This is a genomic window from Lysobacter sp. HA35 (assembly GCF_054061195.1).
The window spans coordinates 834298-851389 of sequence record NZ_JBSSDY010000001.1 but is presented as its reverse complement, the minus strand read 5'-3'; the positions used below and the strand labels follow the sequence as shown (position 1 = coordinate 851389).

The 17092-nt window shown below is 66.2% G+C and carries 17 protein-coding genes; 11 read left to right on the top strand and 6 right to left on the bottom strand.

Annotated elements, in window-relative coordinates; genetic code table 11:
• Positions 1-3: 3 nt before the first annotated feature.
• Together metH and ACVWZN_RS04305 are read left to right on the top strand one after the other, a co-directional pair.
• On the top strand, positions 4-2790 hold the full coding sequence (metH, locus tag ACVWZN_RS04310; RefSeq protein WP_456954711.1) for a methionine synthase: 2787 nt from the start codon (positions 4-6) through the stop codon (positions 2788-2790).
• Between the two features lie 30 nt (positions 2791-2820).
• A complete protein-coding gene (locus ACVWZN_RS04305) occupies positions 2821-3483 on the top strand; it encodes a hypothetical protein (RefSeq protein WP_456952753.1) in 663 nt (220 codons plus the stop codon).
• A 4-nt stretch (positions 3484-3487) separates the two neighbouring features.
• Here ACVWZN_RS04305 and ACVWZN_RS04300 read toward each other — a convergent pair whose 3' ends face one another.
• Genes ACVWZN_RS04300 through ACVWZN_RS04280 form a run of 5 tightly spaced genes read right to left on the bottom strand, consistent with a single transcriptional unit; the run spans position 3488 to position 7558 of the window.
• Entirely contained in the window at positions 3488-4117 is a 630-nt protein-coding gene (locus tag ACVWZN_RS04300; protein ID WP_456952752.1) for a DUF2058 domain-containing protein, read from the bottom strand.
• A gap of 9 nt (positions 4118-4126) precedes the next feature.
• Positions 4127-4357: a SlyX family protein gene (locus ACVWZN_RS04295; protein WP_027083035.1), complete on the bottom strand. Its 231-nt coding sequence runs from the start codon at positions 4355-4357 to the stop codon at positions 4127-4129.
• Complete coding sequence (locus ACVWZN_RS04290) at positions 4354-5691, bottom strand: UDP-glucose dehydrogenase family protein (protein ID WP_456952751.1); 1338 nt, start codon at positions 5689-5691, stop codon at positions 4354-4356. The genes ACVWZN_RS04295 and ACVWZN_RS04290 overlap by 4 nt, the downstream gene beginning before the upstream one ends.
• A 45-nt stretch (positions 5692-5736) precedes the next feature.
• Positions 5737-6549 (bottom strand): FKBP-type peptidyl-prolyl cis-trans isomerase, encoded by an 813-nt coding sequence (locus ACVWZN_RS04285; protein ID WP_456952750.1) that lies wholly within the window; start codon positions 6547-6549, stop codon positions 5737-5739.
• A 34-nt stretch (positions 6550-6583) separates the two neighbouring features.
• Positions 6584-7558 carry an FKBP-type peptidyl-prolyl cis-trans isomerase gene (locus ACVWZN_RS04280; RefSeq protein WP_456952749.1) on the bottom strand — a complete coding sequence of 325 codons (975 nt, stop codon included), beginning with the start codon at positions 7556-7558 and terminating at the stop codon, positions 6584-6586.
• A 176-nt stretch (positions 7559-7734) separates the two neighbouring features.
• Here ACVWZN_RS04280 and ACVWZN_RS04275 point away from each other — a divergent pair, with 176 nt between their 5' ends.
• The 5 genes from ACVWZN_RS04275 to ACVWZN_RS04255 all read left to right on the top strand — a co-directional run bounded on the left by ACVWZN_RS04275 (position 7735) and on the right by ACVWZN_RS04255 (position 11063).
• Positions 7735-7959, top strand: a complete 225-nt coding sequence (locus ACVWZN_RS04275) for a hypothetical protein (RefSeq protein WP_027083032.1) — start codon at positions 7735-7737, stop codon at positions 7957-7959.
• Positions 7960-7962: 3 nt separating this feature from the next.
• On the top strand, positions 7963-8334 hold the full coding sequence (locus tag ACVWZN_RS04270) for a GntR family transcriptional regulator (protein ID WP_027083031.1): 372 nt from the start codon (positions 7963-7965) through the stop codon (positions 8332-8334).
• Complete coding sequence (locus ACVWZN_RS04265; RefSeq protein WP_036141960.1) at positions 8331-9218, top strand: ABC transporter ATP-binding protein; 888 nt, start codon at positions 8331-8333, stop codon at positions 9216-9218. The genes ACVWZN_RS04270 and ACVWZN_RS04265 overlap by 4 nt, the downstream gene beginning before the upstream one ends.
• 17 nt (positions 9219-9235) lie before the next feature.
• Positions 9236-10261: a hypothetical protein gene (locus tag ACVWZN_RS04260; protein WP_456954710.1), complete on the top strand. Its 1026-nt coding sequence runs from the start codon at positions 9236-9238 to the stop codon at positions 10259-10261.
• A gap of 118 nt (positions 10262-10379) precedes the next feature.
• Complete coding sequence (locus ACVWZN_RS04255; RefSeq protein WP_456952748.1) at positions 10380-11063, top strand: DUF2884 family protein; 684 nt, start codon at positions 10380-10382, stop codon at positions 11061-11063.
• A 65-nt stretch (positions 11064-11128) separates the two neighbouring features.
• Here the strand turns inward: ACVWZN_RS04255 and ACVWZN_RS04250 are convergent, their stop codons facing one another.
• Positions 11129-12538 (bottom strand): class II fumarate hydratase, encoded by a 1410-nt coding sequence (locus tag ACVWZN_RS04250; RefSeq protein ID WP_456952747.1) that lies wholly within the window; start codon positions 12536-12538, stop codon positions 11129-11131.
• 107 nt (positions 12539-12645) lie between these two features.
• Between ACVWZN_RS04250 and purB the strand changes: the two genes are divergently transcribed.
• The 4 genes from purB (at position 12646) to ACVWZN_RS04230 (ending at position 16976) form a co-directional block, all read left to right on the top strand.
• Entirely contained in the window at positions 12646-14022 is a 1377-nt protein-coding gene (purB, locus tag ACVWZN_RS04245) for an adenylosuccinate lyase (RefSeq protein ID WP_456952746.1), read from the top strand.
• On the top strand, positions 14015-14911 hold the full coding sequence (bla, locus tag ACVWZN_RS04240; RefSeq protein WP_456952745.1) for a subclass B3 metallo-beta-lactamase: 897 nt from the start codon (positions 14015-14017) through the stop codon (positions 14909-14911). Before purB ends, bla begins: the two co-directional genes overlap by 8 nt.
• Positions 14908-16083, top strand: coding sequence for a ribosomal protein uL16 3-hydroxylase (locus ACVWZN_RS04235; RefSeq protein ID WP_456952744.1), 1176 nt, complete (start codon positions 14908-14910; stop codon positions 16081-16083). The genes bla and ACVWZN_RS04235 overlap by 4 nt, the downstream gene beginning before the upstream one ends.
• A 74-nt stretch (positions 16084-16157) precedes the next feature.
• Positions 16158-16976: a GNAT family N-acetyltransferase gene (locus tag ACVWZN_RS04230; RefSeq protein ID WP_456952743.1), complete on the top strand. Its 819-nt coding sequence runs from the start codon at positions 16158-16160 to the stop codon at positions 16974-16976.
• The last annotated feature ends 116 nt before the right edge of the window (positions 16977-17092 follow it).

Genomic DNA, 17092 nt, shown 5'->3' with positions numbered 1-17092 from the left:
CGAATCACACGCGACGTCGCGAGACGTCGCACGCATTGCAGACCGATGACCGAACTCTTCCGCTACACCCGCCTCGCCGGCCTCGAGCCGCTCGTCGTCACGCCGCAGACGAACTTCATCAACGTGGGCGAACGCACCAACGTCACCGGCTCGGCGCAGTTCAAGAAGCTCATCCTCGACGGGCGCTATGACGAAGCGATCGTCGTCGCACGCCAACAGGTCGAGAACGGCGCGCAGGTCATCGACGTCAACATGGATGAAGGCATGCTCGATTCCGAGCACGCCATGGTGACGTTCCTCAACCTGATGGCCGCCGAGCCCGACATCGCGCGCGTGCCGGTGATGGTCGACAGCTCGAAGTGGTCGGTGATCGAAGCCGGCCTGAAATGCCTGCAGGGCAAGGGCATCGTCAACTCGATCTCGATGAAGGAAGGCGAGGACGAATTCCTTCGACAGGCGCGCCTCGTGCGTCGCTATGGCGCCGCCGTCGTGGTCATGGCGTTCGACGAACAGGGCCAGGCCGACACCGTCGAGCGCAAGGTCGACATCTGTTCGCGCGCGTATGCGCTGCTCACCGGCGAGATCGGTTTTCCGCCGGAAGACATCATCTTCGACCCGAACGTGTTCGCGATCGCGACGGGCATCGAGGAACACGACGGTTATGCGGTGGCTTTCATCGAGGCCGCGCGCGAACTGAAGAGACGCTTCCCGCATAGCCATATCTCCGGCGGCGTCTCGAACGTGTCGTTTTCGTTCCGCGGCAACGAGCCTGTGCGTCAGGCGATCCACGTGGTGTTCCTCTACCACGCGATCCGCGCGGGCATGGACATGGGCATCGTCAACGCGGGCGCCCTGCCCCTTTACGACGATCTCGAGCCCGACCTGCGCGAACGCGTCGAGGATGTCGTGCTCAACCGTCGCAAGGACTCGACCGAGCGCCTTCTGGAGATCGCCGACAAGTACAAGGGCAAGAAGGGCGAGAAGCGCGTCGAAGACCTGCGCTGGCGAGAGAAGCCGGTGCGCGAGCGTCTCAGCCATTCGCTGGTGCACGGTATCGATGCGTACATCGATGGCGACGTCGAGGAAGCGCGCGCGCTGTCGACGCGGCCGCTCGATGTCATCGAAGGTCCGCTGATGGACGGCATGAACGTCGTCGGCGATCTGTTCGGCGCCGGCAAGATGTTCCTGCCGCAGGTGGTGAAGTCCGCGCGCGTCATGAAGAAAGCGGTCGCCTACCTGCTTCCGTACATCGAAGCGGAGAAGCTGCGCACCGGCGACGTCGGCCGTTCCAACGGCAAGATCGTGATGGCGACCGTAAAGGGCGACGTGCACGACATCGGCAAGAACATCGTTGGCGTGGTGCTGGCGTGCAACAACTTCGAGGTGATCGACCTCGGCGTGATGGTGCCGGCGCAGGTCATCCTCGACCGCGCGAAGGCGGAGAACGCGGATCTGGTCGGCCTATCGGGCCTGATTACGCCGTCGCTGGAAGAGATGAGCCACGTCGCGCGCGAAATGCAGCGACAGGGCCTGCAGATGCCGTTACTAATCGGTGGTGCGACGACCTCACGCGCGCATACGGCGCTCAAGATCGATCCGCATTACAAGGCGCCGACCGTGTGGGTGAAGGATGCGTCTCGTGCGGTCGGCGTCGCGCAGTCGCTGATCTCCGTCGACCTTCGCGCGCCCTTCGTCGCGGCCAACCAGGCCGACTACGCGGAGATCCGCGAACGTCATCGCAATCGTGGTGACGGCAAGCGCCTGGTGTCGCTGGACAAGGCGCGTTCGCAACGCTTCGACGGCGGCTGGGACGCGCACGCGCCGATCGCGCCGCGCGTCACCGGCGTACACGTTTTCGACAACTACCCGCTCGCCGAACTCGTCGACTACATCGACTGGACGCCGTTCTTCAACACATGGGAGCTTGCGGGCCGCTATCCGGAAATCCTGAACGACGCGATCGTCGGCTCGCAGGCGCGTGAGCTGTTTCGCGACGCAAAAGCGATGCTGGACCGCATCGTCTCCGAGCGCTGGCTGCGCGCGAAAGCGGTATTCGGTATCTGGCCGGCACGTGCCGTCGGTGACGACGTCGACGTTCGCATCATTGCCGGTGCGCCTGCATCGGACGGGCTGCGCCATTGCCCGCCCGCTGACGGATTCGCCGACTCCACGGTCCGCCTGCACTTCCTGCGTCAGCAGGTCGACAAGCCCATCGATCGCCCCGACTTCTGCCTCGCCGATTTCATCGCGCCGGCCGATACCGGCCGCGATGATTGGATCGGTGCGTTCGCGGTCACGGCAGGCCTAGGCATCGAAGAACACGTCGCCCGTTTCGAAGCCGACCACGACGACTACAACGCCATCCTGCTCAAGGCGCTGGCCGACCGCCTCGCCGAAGCGCTCGCGGAACGCCTGCACCAGCGCGTACGTCGCGAATTCTGGGGGTACGCTGCCGACGAGACGCTCGACAACAACGCGCTGATCGCCGAACGCTACGTCGGTATTCGCCCTGCACCCGGCTATCCCGCCTGCCCGGAACACAGCGAGAAGTCGACGCTGTTCCGCCTGCTAGACGCGCAGCAACGTGCGGGCATCGAACTGACCGAAAGCTTCGCGATGTATCCGGCGTCATCGGTGTCGGGCTACTACTTCAGCCACCCGAAGAGCCAGTACTTCGTGGTCGGCCGCGTGTCGAAGGAACAGGTTGCGGATTACGCGCGCCGCAAGGGCGTCGAAGTCGCGCAGGTCGAGCGCTGGCTGGCGTCGAATCTGGACTACGATCCCGAGTGATGGCGGACGCCGCCCACTTCGATCTGCGACATGGATAACGCGCGGTTTCTCCTCGAGCATGCAGGGCCGGGCCGCGTCGGCCTGTGCGGTGGACGCGATCCGGTCAGCCGCCTGATCCGCAAGGCACAGGCACCGCTGACCGCCGACGGGCATCGCAGCCTCTGGTCGCACGCGTTCCTGTTCACCGAGAAGCGCGTCGATGGACGCTGGTGGGTGATCGAATCCGACCTCGACGTGCGCTATCGGCAGGTACGACTCGGCGCGCAGGAAAACCGGTTGGACCGCTACTTCGACGACGAAGCGTTTCCGAATGTCGCCGTGCTCGATTTCGGACTCGACGCGGCGCAGGTAGCCGCGTGCCATACCGCCGCGCTCGACGTGGTGTCGGGCCTCGCGCACTACTCGATCCGCGAGCTCGTCGGCACGCTGCTCGGCATGCACAGCACACGCCTGCGACGTCGTGACAACCTGCTCGCGCGCGAAGGCGCGCTCTACTGCTCGGCGCTGGTGCAGCACTGCTTCGCGCAGGCCGGAATCGAGTTGTTGCCCGATGTGCCAGGCAAGAACGTCACGCCGCACGACATCGCGCAGTCCCCGCTGCCGCATACCGCGCATCGACTCATGCGCGACCTCGGCGTATCGACGGTGCGTCGCGTGATGCACGAAGCCGCCGACGCTCTGGGCGTCGACTAGCGAATTACCAGACCAGGTCGTCCGGCACCTGGTACTGCGGGTCGCTGTACGGGTCGTCGCCCGCTGCCGCATTTGGATCGACGCGCAGCGCGACCGCCTGCGGAAAGATCGCTTCGGCTTCGTCCAGCACCGGCACGGTCACCAGCACATAGCGACCGTCGAGTTGCAGCACGCCAAGCTCGCCCGCATTGAGCGCGCGAAGTTGCTCGGTGTTGACGTAGATGCGCTTGATCTTGCCGCCGTACGGGAAGTGACGCGCGATCTCGGCGTCCTTGTCGTTGAGGGACTTGTCCTTCAGGAATTCGGCAAGCTTGACGCGCGCCTCGCGACGCTTGCGCGCTTCTTCCTGACGCGCGGCTTCCGCGGCGATGCGCTCGTCCTTTTCCTTCTGCGCGCGCAGTGCGTATGCCTTGCCGAGATCGATTTCTTCCTGCGTGCGCGGACGGCGCGGCGCATTCGGCCGCGGGCCCGACGGCTTGCCCTGCGGTGGTCGCGCGCCATTCCCCGCCGGACGACGATCGTCGCGACGCGGTGGCTGCGCGCCCGGCTTGGCCGGTGGCGCGTTGCGCTTCTCGGGTTTGGGCGCCGGCTTGAAGCCGAGGCCGAGGAGCTGGTCGCGAAGGCTGTCGGTCATGACGATGGATCAATAGTGCGGGGGCGGCGGCTCGAGGCCGGGGTCGCCCGTGAGATCACTGGAAAGCCCGGCGCGAACCTGCCGCAGCTCGTCGAGCGCGCGTTGCAGCATCAGCACCAGGCGCGCGTTTTCCGAGCGCAAGTCGGCGAGCGCGTCGCTGAGCTCGCCCAGCGAGTGTTCCTGGAACGCGAGCCGCGTCTCCAGTTCGACCAGACGATCGTCGAGCGTGGCGTCGCTCATGCGACGACCGAACGCCCGCGACCGATGCCGTAGTACGCGAGACCCGCGCCTTCGACTTCGTCGGGGTGGTAGAGATTGCGACCGTCGAACAGCACCGCATCGGCAAGACCGGCGCGGAGACGGCTGAAATCCGGGCTGCGGAACTGCTTCCACTCGGTGACGACGACGAGCGCGTCCGCGTCGACGAGCGCGGCATTCGCACTATCGCAGAGCACGAGATCGTCGCGATCGCCGAAGATGCGATGCGTCTCCTCGCGCGCTTCGGGATCGTAGGCGCGCACTTTCGCGCCTGCGTCCCACAGCTGTTGCAGCAGCACGCGGCTGGACGCCTCGCGCATGTCGTCGGTATTCGGCTTGAACGCCAGGCCCCACACGGCGAACGTCTTGCCGTCGATGTTTCCGCCGTAATGACGCTCGATCAGCTCGAACAGATGCTGCTTCTGTCGCGCATTCACGGCTTCAACCGCATGCAGCAGCTCGGCTTCGTAGCCGACGCCGTGCGCAGTTCGCGCGAGCGCCTGCACGTCCTTCGGGAAACATGAGCCGCCGTAACCGGCGCCGGGATAGATGAAGTGCCAGCCAATGCGCGGATCGGAGCCGATGCCGTGTCGAACCATCTCGATATCGGCACCCACGCGTTCGGCGATGTTCGCCATTTCGTTCATGAACGAAATCTTGGTCGCGAGCATCGCGTTCGCCGCGTATTTGGTCAGCTCCGCGGAACGCACGTCCATCAGCACGATGCGCTCGTGATTGCGATTGAACGGCGCATACAGGCGCTTCAGGCGTTCGATGACCTGCGCATCGCTCGCACCGATGACGATGCGATCGGGGCGCATGAAGTCGTTGACCGCATCGCCTTCCTTGAGGAATTCCGGATTCGACGCGACGCCGAATTCGATGTCGACGCCTCGCTTCGCAAGCTCCGCGGCGATCGCATCGCGAACCTTATCGGCGGTACCGACGGGCACCGTCGACTTGTTGACGACGACGCCGGGGCGATCGAGATGCTCGCCGATCGAACGCGCCACCGCGAGCACGTACTGCAGGTCCGCGCTGCCGTCTTCGCCCGGGGGCGTGCCGACGGCGATGAAGATGACTTCGCCACGCACGATCGCTTCGGCGGCGTCCGTGGTGAAGTTCAGTCGTCCGGCGGCGTGGTTCGCGCGCACCATCGGTGCGAGGCCGGGCTCGAAGATCGGGATCTCGCCGCGTTGCAGCGCGGCGACCTTGCCCGCATCGATATCGACGCAGACCACGTCATGGCCGACGTCCGCGAGGCACGTACCGGTGACGAGTCCTACGTAACCGGTACCGAAGATGGTGACGCGCATCGCGTGCTCCGAATGATGCGGCCCGGCCGGAGCCGGGCCCCTGGATCAGCCCTGCGGCATGCCTTCCGGCGCGCCCGGACCCGGACCCGCTGCGCCCGGCTTGCCGATACCGATCAGCTCGACATCGAACACCAGCGTCGCGTTCGGCGGAATCGGGCCACCCGGCGTACCGGCTTCGCCGTAGCCCAGCGACGCCGGGATCCACAGGCGGTACTTGCTGCCCACCGGCATCAGCTGGATACCTTCGCGCCAGCCTGCGACGACTTGGCCGAGCGGCAAGGTCGCCGGGCCGCCATGGTCGTACGAGCTGTCGAACTTCGTGCCGTCGAGCAGCGTGCCGGTGTAATGCACGGTGACAACGTCATCGGCCTTCGGCTTCGGGCCGGTACCGGCCTTGAGCACCTGGTACTGCAGACCGCTCGGCGTGACCTGCACGCCAGCCGCCTTCGCGTTCTTGGCGAAGAACTCCTGGCCTTCCTTCGAGTTCTTGCTCGCCGCCTGCATCTGGTCCGCGATGTGCTTGGCCTGCAGCTTCTGCGCGAACGCTTCGCGCACCGCCTGCGCCTGCTGCTCGTTCATCAGCGGCTTGCTGCCGTCGAGCGCGGCCTTCAGGCCCTTCTCGAGCGTGGGAAGGTCGACCTCATCCTTGACCTGCTTCAGCGTCTGGCCCATGTCGAGGCCGATCATGTAGCTCACGCGCTGCTTCTCGTCCTTCAGGCCGGGAATCGCGTTCGGGTCTTTCTTGTCTGCAGCGGCTTCGGTCTTGGGTGCCGGCGCGTTCTTGTTGCAACCGGCGGCAGCGAGCAGCGCGACGGACAGCGTGCTCAGCGCCAGCAGGCGCATCGGAGAAGCGTTCATTCGAAATCCTCTTTCGGGGCGGCTATAGCCGCGGTCAGGGCGAAATCGCCAGCAGTTCGACATCGAAGACCAGCGTGGAGTTCGGACCGATCTGTTCGCCGGCACCCTTCTCGCCATAAGCGAGCTGCGACGGAATCCAGAAACGGTACTTCGCGCCGACCGGCATCATCGACACGCCTTCCGTCCAACCCGGAATGACCTGGTTGAGCATGAATTCCACCGGCTCGCCGCGATCGTAGGAACTGTCGAACACGGTGCCGTCGAGCAGCGTACCGTGATAGTTGACGCGAACGCGATCGGTCGGCTTTGGACGCGCGCCCGAACCCTGGCGCAGCACCATGTACTGCAGGCCGGACGGCGTGGTGAACACGCCCTTCTTCGTCTTGTTCTCGGCGAGGAACTTCTCGCCCGCCTGCTTGTTCGTCGCCGACTGCCCCGCGCGCTTTGCGTCGAGCTTCGACTTCATCGAGGTGGTGAACTCGGTGCGCACGCTGTTGCGCGTCGTTTCGTCGAGCACTGGCTGCTGCCCTGCGAGCAGGCCGGAAAGCGCCTGGAACACGAGCGGGTAATCGACTTCATCCTTGATCGATGCGAGCGACGGGCCGAGATCCGCGGCGACCAGCTTCGCGACTTCCGTCTTCGATACATCCGGCGGCGGTGCGCCCTTCGCTTCGCCACGACGCGCGGCGATGCGCGCCATCAGCGCGTGGTTGATCTGCTGCGCGCGCGCGCGATCGACCTGAGGCGCGTGGCCGGCGACGATCTGGTCGACGTTCGCGCGGAACGCGTTGACGTCGAAGTCCGGTGCGATCGGCAGCAGCATCTGCGAGAGATCGAATGCGACGACATACGAAGCCTTCTGACGCGGCGTCGCCAACGACTGCGCGGTGATGGCGGACGCGACCGGTGCCGGCTTGGCCGGGGCCGGTTTGGTCGACGGCGGCGCGGCGAAGGCCACGGCAGCGGTCGACGCGAGCAGCGCGGCGAGGCCGCGTGCGGACAGGTTCATGCACGACTCCAGTGCGGCGCCGGATCGGCGCGAGGGGCCGTATTGTCGCGGCGCGTCCTGAACCGGGCAAATCGGAGAGCGGCCGTATGCCATCAGTTGGGGCCTCGCTTGTTGACGCTGGCCGAAGTGGTGTTATAGTTGCCTACAACACCGGTCTACCAACGAGGAGGTTTGCCATGTACCGCAGGCTCCGTAACAGCCTGAACGCCCTGGTCGTCACGGCGGCCCTGTGCGCGACCGCGGCCTTCGGCGCCGCGTCGGTCCCGTTCGCCTCCACCGCACCGGCGGTTTCGCCCCCGGTGGTCGCCGTGGCGATGAACGCGCATCAGAAGGTCAGCCACATCAATCGCATCCGCCACGCGCTGGCGATGCCCTATTTCTCTTTCCTGCCGAGGGGCTGACCCATGGCCGCCATCCAATGGAGCGACGGCGCTCCGATCTACCGCCAGCTCAAGGAGCGCGTCATTGCGATGATGCTCGACGGGCTCCTCAAGCCGGGTGATCCGCTGCCCTCCGTGCGCCAGGTCGCCGCGGAGTACCAGCTCAACCCCATCACCGTGTCGCGGGCCTACCAGGAGCTCGCCGACGAATCTCTGGTCGAAAAACGCCGAGGACTGGGCATGTACGTCACCGAAGAAGCCGCAAGGAAGTTGCTGGTCAACGAACGCGACCGTTTCCTCCGCGAGGAATGGCCGCTGGTGATGGAGCGCATCGCGCGCCTCGGTCTCAAGCTCGACGAATTGCTGGCCACTGGCCCGAAGGAAGGCATGCAATGAATGCCCAGGTCGCCCCGTCCTCCCCGGCTCCGGTGGTCCGCGCCCGCGGCCTCCGCAAGGCCTACAAGAACAAGGCCGCCCTCGACGGCGCGTCGTTCGAGATCCCGGCCGGCCGCATCGTCGGCCTGATCGGCCCCAACGGCGCCGGCAAGACCACCGCCCTCAAGGCGATGCTCGGCCTCATCCCGTTCGACGGCGAACTCTCCGTGCTCGGCCGCAATCCCTGCACGCAGCGCGACGACCTGATGCGCGACGTGTGCTTCATCGCCGACGTGGCGGTGCTGCCGCGCTGGATCCGCGTCAAGGAAGCGGTCGAGTTCGTCGCCGGTGTGCATCCGCGCTTCGACATGGCCAAGTGCCAGCGCTTCCTCGCCGGCACGCAGCTCAAGCCGAACCTGAAAGTGCGTGAGATGTCGAAGGGCATGATCGTGCAGCTGCACCTGGCGCTGGTGATGGCGATCGACGCCAAGCTTCTGGTGCTCGACGAACCCACGCTCGGCCTCGACATCCTCTATCGCAAGCAGTTCTACCAGCGCCTGCTGGAGGACTACTTCGACGAGGAGAAGACGATCATCGTCACCACCCACCAGGTGGAAGAGATCGAGCACATCCTCACCGACGTGCTGTTCATCCGCGACGGCCGCATCACGCTCGACGCCGCCATGGACACGCTCGGCGACCGCTACGTCGAAGTGCTGGTCGAAAGCGCGAACGTCGAAACGGCGCGCGCGCTCAACCCGATCGATGAACGCGCGCTTCCGTTCGGCAAGACCGTGATGCTGTTCGACGGCGTGCCGGCGGTGCAGCTGGCGAAGTTCGGCGAAACCCGCACGCCGGGGCTTGCCGACCTGTTCGTCGCCACGATGAAGGGGACCTACGCATGAATGCCATGACCGACACCATGCCGCGCACGCAAGTCGCGGCGCCGCACGCCACCCACAAGTTCAAGCTGTTGCTCAAGCGCGAATTCTGGGAGCACAAGGGCGGGTTTTTCTGGGCTCCGATGATCGCCGGCGGCATTTTCCTGCTGCTGACGCTGATGGGCATGATCACCGCCGAAGTCGCGAAGAGCCGTGCGGGTGAGCAGAACCTCAACATCAACGGTTCGCACATCCAGGTCGGCGCGTTGGATCTTTCCAAGCTCACGCAGCACCTGAGCGCGGAAGACCTCCGTCAGTTCGGCGGCGCCATCGACCTCACGTTGATGATGTCGGCCGGCATCCCGTTCATCGTGCTCGGCTTCGTGGTCTTCTTCTACGCGCTCGGCTCGCTGTACGACGACCGCCGCGACCGCAGCGTGCTGTTCTGGAAGTCGATGCCGCTGTCGGATTCGCAGACGGTGTTGTCCAAGCTCGCCAGTGCGACGCTGGTGGCTCCTGCACTCGCCGCACTCGCCGGCATCGCGACGATGATCGTCCTGATGGTGATGCTGAGCCTGTTCGTGCTGCTGCACGGCGGCAACCCGATGACGCTGCTTTGGGGTCCGGCGAGCCCGACCTCGGTGATCGCGACGTTCATCGCAGGTGTGCCGGTGTACGCAGCCTGGGCGCTGCCGACGGTGGGCTGGCTGATGCTCTGCTCGGCATGGGCACGCAGCAAGCCCTTCCTCTGGGCGCTGGTGGTTCCGGTCTTCGTGGGCATCTTCGTCAGCTGGTTCGACCTGCTCCACTTCGTCAACCTCGACACCGCGTGGTACTGGCAGAACATCGTCCTGCGCCTGCTCGGCAGCACGTTCCCGACCATGCTTCCGGCGGCGGCGAACCTCGGCACCATCCACGTCAACTCGCCGGCCGATCTCGACGCACTCGCAACGGTCCGCTCGCTGTACGCACTGTTCGCAACACCGTCGATGTGGGTGGGCATCGTGGCCGGCCTCGCGATGATCGTCGCCGCGATCCGCCTGCGCCGCTGGCGCGACGAGGGCTGAGGAGCTGCGGGCACCGTCCCGCACTTCCATCGCACGCCGGGCATCACGCCCGGCGGTTCGATGCCCGATAGTCGGCTTCACCACACACCACCGCGTCCTGCTTCCGAAGGATCACGCAATGAACGCACTCCGCACCGCCGCACTCGCTGCCGCACTGATCTCCAGCCTCGCCGCCTGCCAGGCGCGGACGCCGGATTCCGCCACCGCCGCCAAGCCTGCGGCGGACACTGGCATCGAAGGCGCGATCACCCGCAACGTCGACACCGCGATGAGCGAAGCGCACGCGAAGCTCAGCACCGAAAACGTCAAGCTCACCGAGAACGGCCGCCACGCCGAGATCACGCCGAAGGGCGACCTGATCATCGACGGCAAGACCATCGCGGTGAACGCCGAGCAGCGCCAATTGCTGCTCGAGCACCGCGCGCACATCCTCGAAATCGCCAGCGCCGGCATCGAGATCGGCAAGCAGGGCGCGCACCTCGCGGGTCACGCAGTGAGTGAAGCGATCAGCGGCATCTTCAGCGGCAATACCGACCGCATCGAGAAGAGCGTCGAAGCCCAGTCGCAGGAGATGAAGCGCGCGGCGGCGTCGCTCTGCGACAAGCTGCCGGCGATGTATGCGTCGCAGCAGCGGGTTGCGCAGGCCGTGCCGGAATTCGCACCGTTCGCAACCATGAAGTCCACCGAACAGGACAAGTGTCATGACGACCTGACGTCGGACGGCAAGGACGCCACGACGATTTCGAGCTCGACCAGCAAGTCCGGAACGCCGGATACGATCACGGTCGCACCGGGCAACTGATCCGCTCGCACATGGTTCTTCGACGCGCCGTCTATACGGCGCGTCGTCGTTTCAGGGGGCCGCGATCACCCGCCGCCCGACATGCCTTCGCGGATACCGCCCTGAGTGAGCGACGTCGGATCCAGCAGTCGACGGAGTTGCTCGCGCGGCATGCCGGTCGCTTCGACGGCGACGTCCAGCACCGGCCGCCCGTCCTTGTAAGCCTGCTTGGCGATCGCCGCGGCCTTCTCGTAACCGATCACCGGGTTCAGCGCCGTCACCAGGATCGGATTGCGATCAAGCGCCTCGCGCACGCGTTCATTGCGCACCTTGAGGCCGCCAATCGCACGATCCGCGAGCAACCGCGTCACATTCGACAGCAGCCCGATCGAGTCGAGCAGGTTGTCCGCGATCAGCGGCAGCATCACGTTGAGCTGGAAATTGCCGCTCTGCCCGGCGACGGTAATCGCGGCGTGGTGACCGATCACCTGCGCGCAGACCATGGCGACCGCTTCCGGAATCACCGGATTCACCTTGCCCGGCATGATCGAGCTGCCCGGCTGCAGCGCCGGCAGTTCGATCTCGCCGAGTCCGGCAAGCGGCCCGGAGTTCATCCAGCGCAGGTCGTTGGCAATCTTCATCAGCGCGACCGCTAGCGCGTTGAGCTGGCCGGACAACTCGACCGCGTCGTCCTGCGACGCAATGCCTTCGAAGCGATCGGCCGCCGAATCGAACTTCACGCCCGAACGCTTGGCCAGCGCCTTCGAAACCTGCTCGCCGAAGCGCGGATCGGCGTTGATGCCGGTACCGACCGCCGTGCCGCCAATCGGCAGCCGACGCAGCCGCACCAACGCATCCTCGATGCGCATCCGCGCGGAATCCAGCTGCGACGCCCAGGCACCGAACTCCTGCGCGAACGTCACCGGCATCGCGTCCATCAGGTGCGTACGGCCGGTCTTGGTGACCTTGCCGAGCGAGCGGCCCTTCCTGGTGATCGTCGTCTGTAGATGTTTCAGTGCCGGCAGCAGCTCACGGGTGCAGGCGATGGCCGCAGACACGCGGATCGCCGTGGGGATCACGTCGTTGGAACTCTGCCCGAGGTTGACGTGATCGTTCGGATGCACGCGCCGCCGCGTGTTCGAAGCAACATGCGCGATGACCTCGTTGGCGTTCATGTTGCTCGACGTGCCCGAGCCGGTCTGGAACACGTCGATCGGAAACTGCGCGTCGAACTCACCGCCGGCCACGCGTTGCGCGGCGTCCGCAATTGCCTTGGCGACGGCCGGATCGAGCAGCCTGAGCCGTGCGTTGACCTCGGCCGCGGACGCCTTGATCAGCCCCAGCGCCTCGATGAAACCGCGCGGCATGCGCCGGCCGGAGATCGGGAAATTCTCGACCGCCCGCTGCGTCTGCGCGCCCCAGAGCGCGTCGGCCGGGACCTGCAGCTCGCCCATGCTGTCGTGTTCGATGCGGACATCTGCGTCGTCGCGGGCCATCGTCGCCTCCTGTCGAAGACCCGAGCGTACGACGCGCGGCGTCAACGCGCGCCGGGCCTGGCGCCCGCGGCAGGTAAAATCGCGGCACCCTCCCCGTCCGGCCCGCCATGTCCCCGTCCGTCGAAACCTCGCTCCTTGCCCTCTCGCCGCTCGATGGCCGCTATGCGGGCAAGGTCGACGCGCTACGGCCGGTGTTCTCCGAATTCGGGCTGATCAAGGCGCGCGTGAAGGTCGAGGTCGAATGGTTGATCGCGCTGGCGGCCGAGCCGGCGATCGTCGAGCTGCCGGCCTTCGCTGACGCCGCGATCGCTCGTCTCCGCGCATTCGCGGACGGCCTGACGGTCGCCGACGCCGCGCGCGTCAAGGAAATCGAGCGCACGACCAACCACGACGTCAAAGCGGTCGAATACCTCATCAAGGAACGCCTCAAGGACGACGCCGAGCTCGCGCCAGCGCTGGAGTTCGTGCATTTCGCCTGCACGTCCGAGGACATCAACAACCTGAGCTACGCGCTGATGCTGCGCGAAGCACGCGATGACGTGATGGCGCCGAAGCTTCGCGACCTCATCGGCAAGCTGCGCGACATGGCGCACCAGCACGCCGAGCTGCCGATGCTGTCGCGCACCCACGGTCAGACCGCGTCACCGACCACCGTCGGCAAGGAACTCGCGAACGTCGTCGCGCGCTTAGAGCGCCAGCGCGAAGTGCTCGAAGCGCTGCCGATGCCGGGCAAGATCAATGGCGCGGTCGGAAACTACAACGCGCACGTGGCGTCGTATCCGGATGTCGACTGGGCCGCGTTCTCGCAGCTTTTCGTGCAGTCGCTGGGCCTGACCTGGCAGCCGTACACCACGCAGATCGAGCCGCATGACGGCATCGCCGAGATCAGCGATTCGATGAAGCGCATCGGCACGATCTGCGTCGACCTGTGCCGCGACGTCTGGGGCTACATCTCGCTCGGCTACTTCAAGCAGGCGGTGAAGGCGGGCGAAGTCGGCAGCTCGACCATGCCGCACAAAGTCAACCCGATCGACTTCGAGAATGCGGAAGGCAACTTCGGCATCGCCAACGCACTTTTCGAGCATTTCGCCGCGAAGCTGCCGATCAGCCGCTGGCAGCGCGACCTCACCGACTCCACCGTGCTTCGTGCGCTGGGTACCGCGTTCGGCCACTCGCTGATCGGTTTCGATGCACTGATGCGTGGTCTCGGCAAACTGAGCGTGAATCCCGAGCGCCTCGCCGCCGACCTCGATGCGGCGTGGGAAGTGCTCGCCGAAGCGGTGCAGACGGTGATGCGTCGTTATGGGCTCCCGCAGCCTTACGAGCAGCTGAAGGCGCTCACGCGTGGCCAAGGCATTACCGAACAGTCGATGCGCGAGTTCATTGCCGGCCTCGACCTGCCGGCCGATGCCAAGCAGCGCCTCGTCGACATGACGCCAGGCAGCTATATCGGCCGCGCCGCGGAACTCGCGCGCAATGTCTGACCTACGCGTCGCACTGCTGGTCCTCGCGATCGGCGCGCTGTCGGCGTGCGCAAGCGTCGCCAAGACGCCGGCGACCTCGATCCCCGCACCGAACCGTTGCGCCGACGACGCGGGTTGGAATGATCCGGCGGTACCGCGCCATATCTACGGAAACACCTGGTACGTCGGCACCTGCGGTATCGGTGCAGTCCTAGTGACGTCCAAGGATGGTCACGTGCTGATCGATGCCGGCACCGAAGAGTCGGCGACGCAGGTCGAAGCGAACATCCGTGCGCTCGGCTTCCGGGTCGCAGACGTCCGCGCCATCGTCAACTCGCATGCGCATTTCGACCACGCTGGTGGACTTGCGCGATTGCAGAAGGACTCGGGCGCACCGGTGTATGCGCGCGCCGATGCGGCATCGGTGTTGTCGACGGCGCACATCGATCGTAGCGATCCGCAGATGCTCGCGCTGAAATCGTTTCCGGCGGTCGGCCATGTCGAAACGATCGCGGACGGCGCTCATGTGCGCGTCGGTGCGATCGACCTGACCAACCACGCGACGCCGGGCCACACACCGGGCGGAAGCAGCTGGACGTGGCGCGAGTGCGAAGGCGGCCGCTGCGTCGACATGGCTTACGTCGACAGCCTGACCGCGGTGTCCGACGACGTGTATCGCTACTCGGATAACGCCGCGTATCTCGCCGTATTCCGCGCGACGATTGCCAGCGTCGCGGCGCTGCCCTGCGACGTACTGATCACGCCGCATCCTGCCGCCAGCGACCTGTGGTCGCGCGTCGCACCCGAAAACTCCAAGCCGCTGGTCAACCCGGCTGCATGCCCCGATTACGCACAGGCCGCCACAGTGCGTCTCGATGCCCGCCTCGCGAAGGAAGCGCAGCCGAAATGATCGAGATCGATGCACGTCGCAAACCGGCGCTGGGCATGACGCCCGCGCGTTTCCTGCGCGAGTTCTGGCAGAAGAAGCCGCTGCTGATCCGCAACGCGTTCCCGGACCTCGTCACACCGATCGAACCCGAAGACCTCGCCGGCCTCGCCTGCGAGGACTTCGCGCTGTCGCGCATCATCGAGCACGACCGCGCCAACGATCGCTGGACGCTACGCACCGGCCCGTTCGCAGAAGACGATTTCCCCGGCATGCCCGACCACGACTGGACGCTGCTGGTGCAGGACGTCGACAAGTGGGACGCGGACGTCGCCGCGCTGCTGCCGAGCTTCGACTTCCTGCCGCGCTGGCGTATCGACGACGTCATGATCTCGTTCGCCGCGACCGGCGGTTCGGTCGGCGCGCATGTCGACCAGTACGACGTCTTCCTGCTGCAGGGCAAAGGTCATCGCCGCTGGCAGATCGATGCGTCGCCGAATCCGCCGCTCGAATTCCGCGACGACGCCGAAATCAAGCTCCTGCGCGAATTCACGCCGACGCACGAGTGGGTGCTGGCGCCTGGCGACATGCTCTATCTGCCGCCCGGCGTGCCGCATCACGGCGTCGCCGAGGATCCGTGCCTCACCTTCTCGATCGGCATGCGCGCACCGGCCGCCGCGGAACTGCTTGGCGATTTCGTCGATACGCTCGCCGCGGACGCGGACGAATCGCTGCGCTACGTCGACCCCGACCTCACGCCTGCGAAGGACGCCTTCGAGATCGACGATGCGGCGATGACGCGAGCGATCGAAGCGCTCAATGCGCTGCGCATGAATGATCAGGATCGCCTGAGCGACTGGTTCGGTCGATTCGTCACCGCGTACCGCAGCGCCGGCATCGTCGGCGCGCCCGGCGAAGCCGTCGATCGCGCATCGATTGAGCAGGCACTTGGCGAGGGCGAGACACTGCATCGCAATCCGTTCTCGCGCGTTGCTTGGCGCAAGGTTTCGCGCGGTGCGTTGCTGTTCGTCGCCGGGCAATCGTTCGCGATGTCGGTGGCGGATGCGAAGCGTCTGGCCGCGGGGTCGGCGCTCGACCTCGACATCTATTCGCGACTGGGCACGACGGCGCGCGATGCAGTGGCCGAACTCGCCGCCGGCGGTCATTACCAGCTCGCCGGAGGCGACAACGAATGACGGTCTACAGCGTCGAGCTCGTCGAGTACGGCAGCGCCCTGCCCGACCTGCGCGCGATCCGCGACGTCGTGTTCGTGCAGGAGCAGCGCGTACCCGTCGAGATCGAGCGTGACGCGCTGGATGCTGCCTGCACCCACGTTCTCGCGCGCGATGGCGAGGGCCGCCCGATCGGCACCGGACGACTCGCGCCGAGCGGCAAGATCGGTCGAATGGCGGTGCTGGGCGAGTGGCGTGGACGCGGCGTCGGTCGCGCGATGCTGCTGCGACTGCTCGACGCCGCCCGCGCCGCCGGCCTCGCCGACGTTATGCTCCACGCACAGGTCGACGCCGAGCGTTTCTACGCCGCGGACGGCTTCCTGCCGGTGGGCGAACGGTTCGAGGAGGCCGGCATCGTCCATCAGGAGATGCGCCGCACGATCGACCGTCCCGCCGCGGTCGAAAACGCCGCACAGGCGATCGCCGCGACCATCGGCATCGCCACGAACGCGCGTCGCAACATAGTGATCTACAGCCGCGAGATGGATCCGGGCCTTCTGGACCACCCGGACGTCGTCACCGCGCTGCGCCGGCTCGCGACCCGCGGCGGCGAAATCCGCGTGCTGCTTCAGGATGTCGACGCCCCGCAACGCGCGCACGCGCCGCTGATCGCGCTCGCCCAGCGGCTGTCGTCGGCCTTCGCGATCCGCGTGATCGATGAGCCCGTCGACCTGACCTATCCCTCGGCCTTCGTCGCCAGCGACACCGGCGGCTGGTACTTCCGCCCGCTCGGCCACCGGCTGGACGGCGAGACCCAGCTGGACGGCGCGGCGCGGGTTCGTCAGCTGCGGACGGTGTTCGACAGCGCTTGGGAGCGGGCCCGTCCCGCGAGCGAACTCCGCGCGCTGGGCATCTGAAACCCAGCCACTGGCGGCTCGGCTCGGCGTCGTACTCGGACGCCCATAACCGCTTGCCGCAGGCACTTCGACGCCGCTGACGACGCCCGATCGCGCCGGTCGAACGCATCCGGAAC

What these genes read in the sequence shown, in the direction of transcription:
- ACVWZN_RS04290 (WP_456952751.1), bottom strand. Translation starts at nt 5,691, where the DNA reads ATGCGCGTCACCATCTTCGGTACCGGTTACGTAGGACTCGTCACCGGT.
- ACVWZN_RS04250 (WP_456952747.1), bottom strand. Translation starts at nt 12,538, where the DNA reads ATGGCCCGCGACGACGCAGATGTCCGCATCGAACACGACAGCATGGGC.
- ACVWZN_RS04285 (WP_456952750.1), bottom strand. Translation starts at nt 6,549, where the DNA reads ATGAACGCTTCTCCGATGCGCCTGCTGGCGCTGAGCACGCTGTCCGTC.
- bla (WP_456952745.1), top strand. Translation starts at nt 14,015, where the DNA reads ATGTCTGACCTACGCGTCGCACTGCTGGTCCTCGCGATCGGCGCGCTG.
- ACVWZN_RS04300 (WP_456952752.1), bottom strand. Translation starts at nt 4,117, where the DNA reads ATGACCGACAGCCTTCGCGACCAGCTCCTCGGCCTCGGCTTCAAGCCG.
- ACVWZN_RS04265 (WP_036141960.1), top strand. Translation starts at nt 8,331, where the DNA reads ATGAATGCCCAGGTCGCCCCGTCCTCCCCGGCTCCGGTGGTCCGCGCC.
- ACVWZN_RS04260 (WP_456954710.1), top strand. Translation starts at nt 9,236, where the DNA reads ATGCCGCGCACGCAAGTCGCGGCGCCGCACGCCACCCACAAGTTCAAG.
- ACVWZN_RS04275 (WP_027083032.1), top strand. Translation starts at nt 7,735, where the DNA reads ATGTACCGCAGGCTCCGTAACAGCCTGAACGCCCTGGTCGTCACGGCG.
- purB (WP_456952746.1), top strand. Translation starts at nt 12,646, where the DNA reads ATGTCCCCGTCCGTCGAAACCTCGCTCCTTGCCCTCTCGCCGCTCGAT.
- ACVWZN_RS04295 (WP_027083035.1), bottom strand. Translation starts at nt 4,357, where the DNA reads ATGAGCGACGCCACGCTCGACGATCGTCTGGTCGAACTGGAGACGCGG.
- ACVWZN_RS04255 (WP_456952748.1), top strand. Translation starts at nt 10,380, where the DNA reads ATGAACGCACTCCGCACCGCCGCACTCGCTGCCGCACTGATCTCCAGC.
- ACVWZN_RS04280 (WP_456952749.1), bottom strand. Translation starts at nt 7,558, where the DNA reads ATGAACCTGTCCGCACGCGGCCTCGCCGCGCTGCTCGCGTCGACCGCT.
- ACVWZN_RS04305 (WP_456952753.1), top strand. Translation starts at nt 2,821, where the DNA reads ATGGATAACGCGCGGTTTCTCCTCGAGCATGCAGGGCCGGGCCGCGTC.
- ACVWZN_RS04270 (WP_027083031.1), top strand. Translation starts at nt 7,963, where the DNA reads ATGGCCGCCATCCAATGGAGCGACGGCGCTCCGATCTACCGCCAGCTC.
- ACVWZN_RS04235 (WP_456952744.1), top strand. Translation starts at nt 14,908, where the DNA reads ATGATCGAGATCGATGCACGTCGCAAACCGGCGCTGGGCATGACGCCC.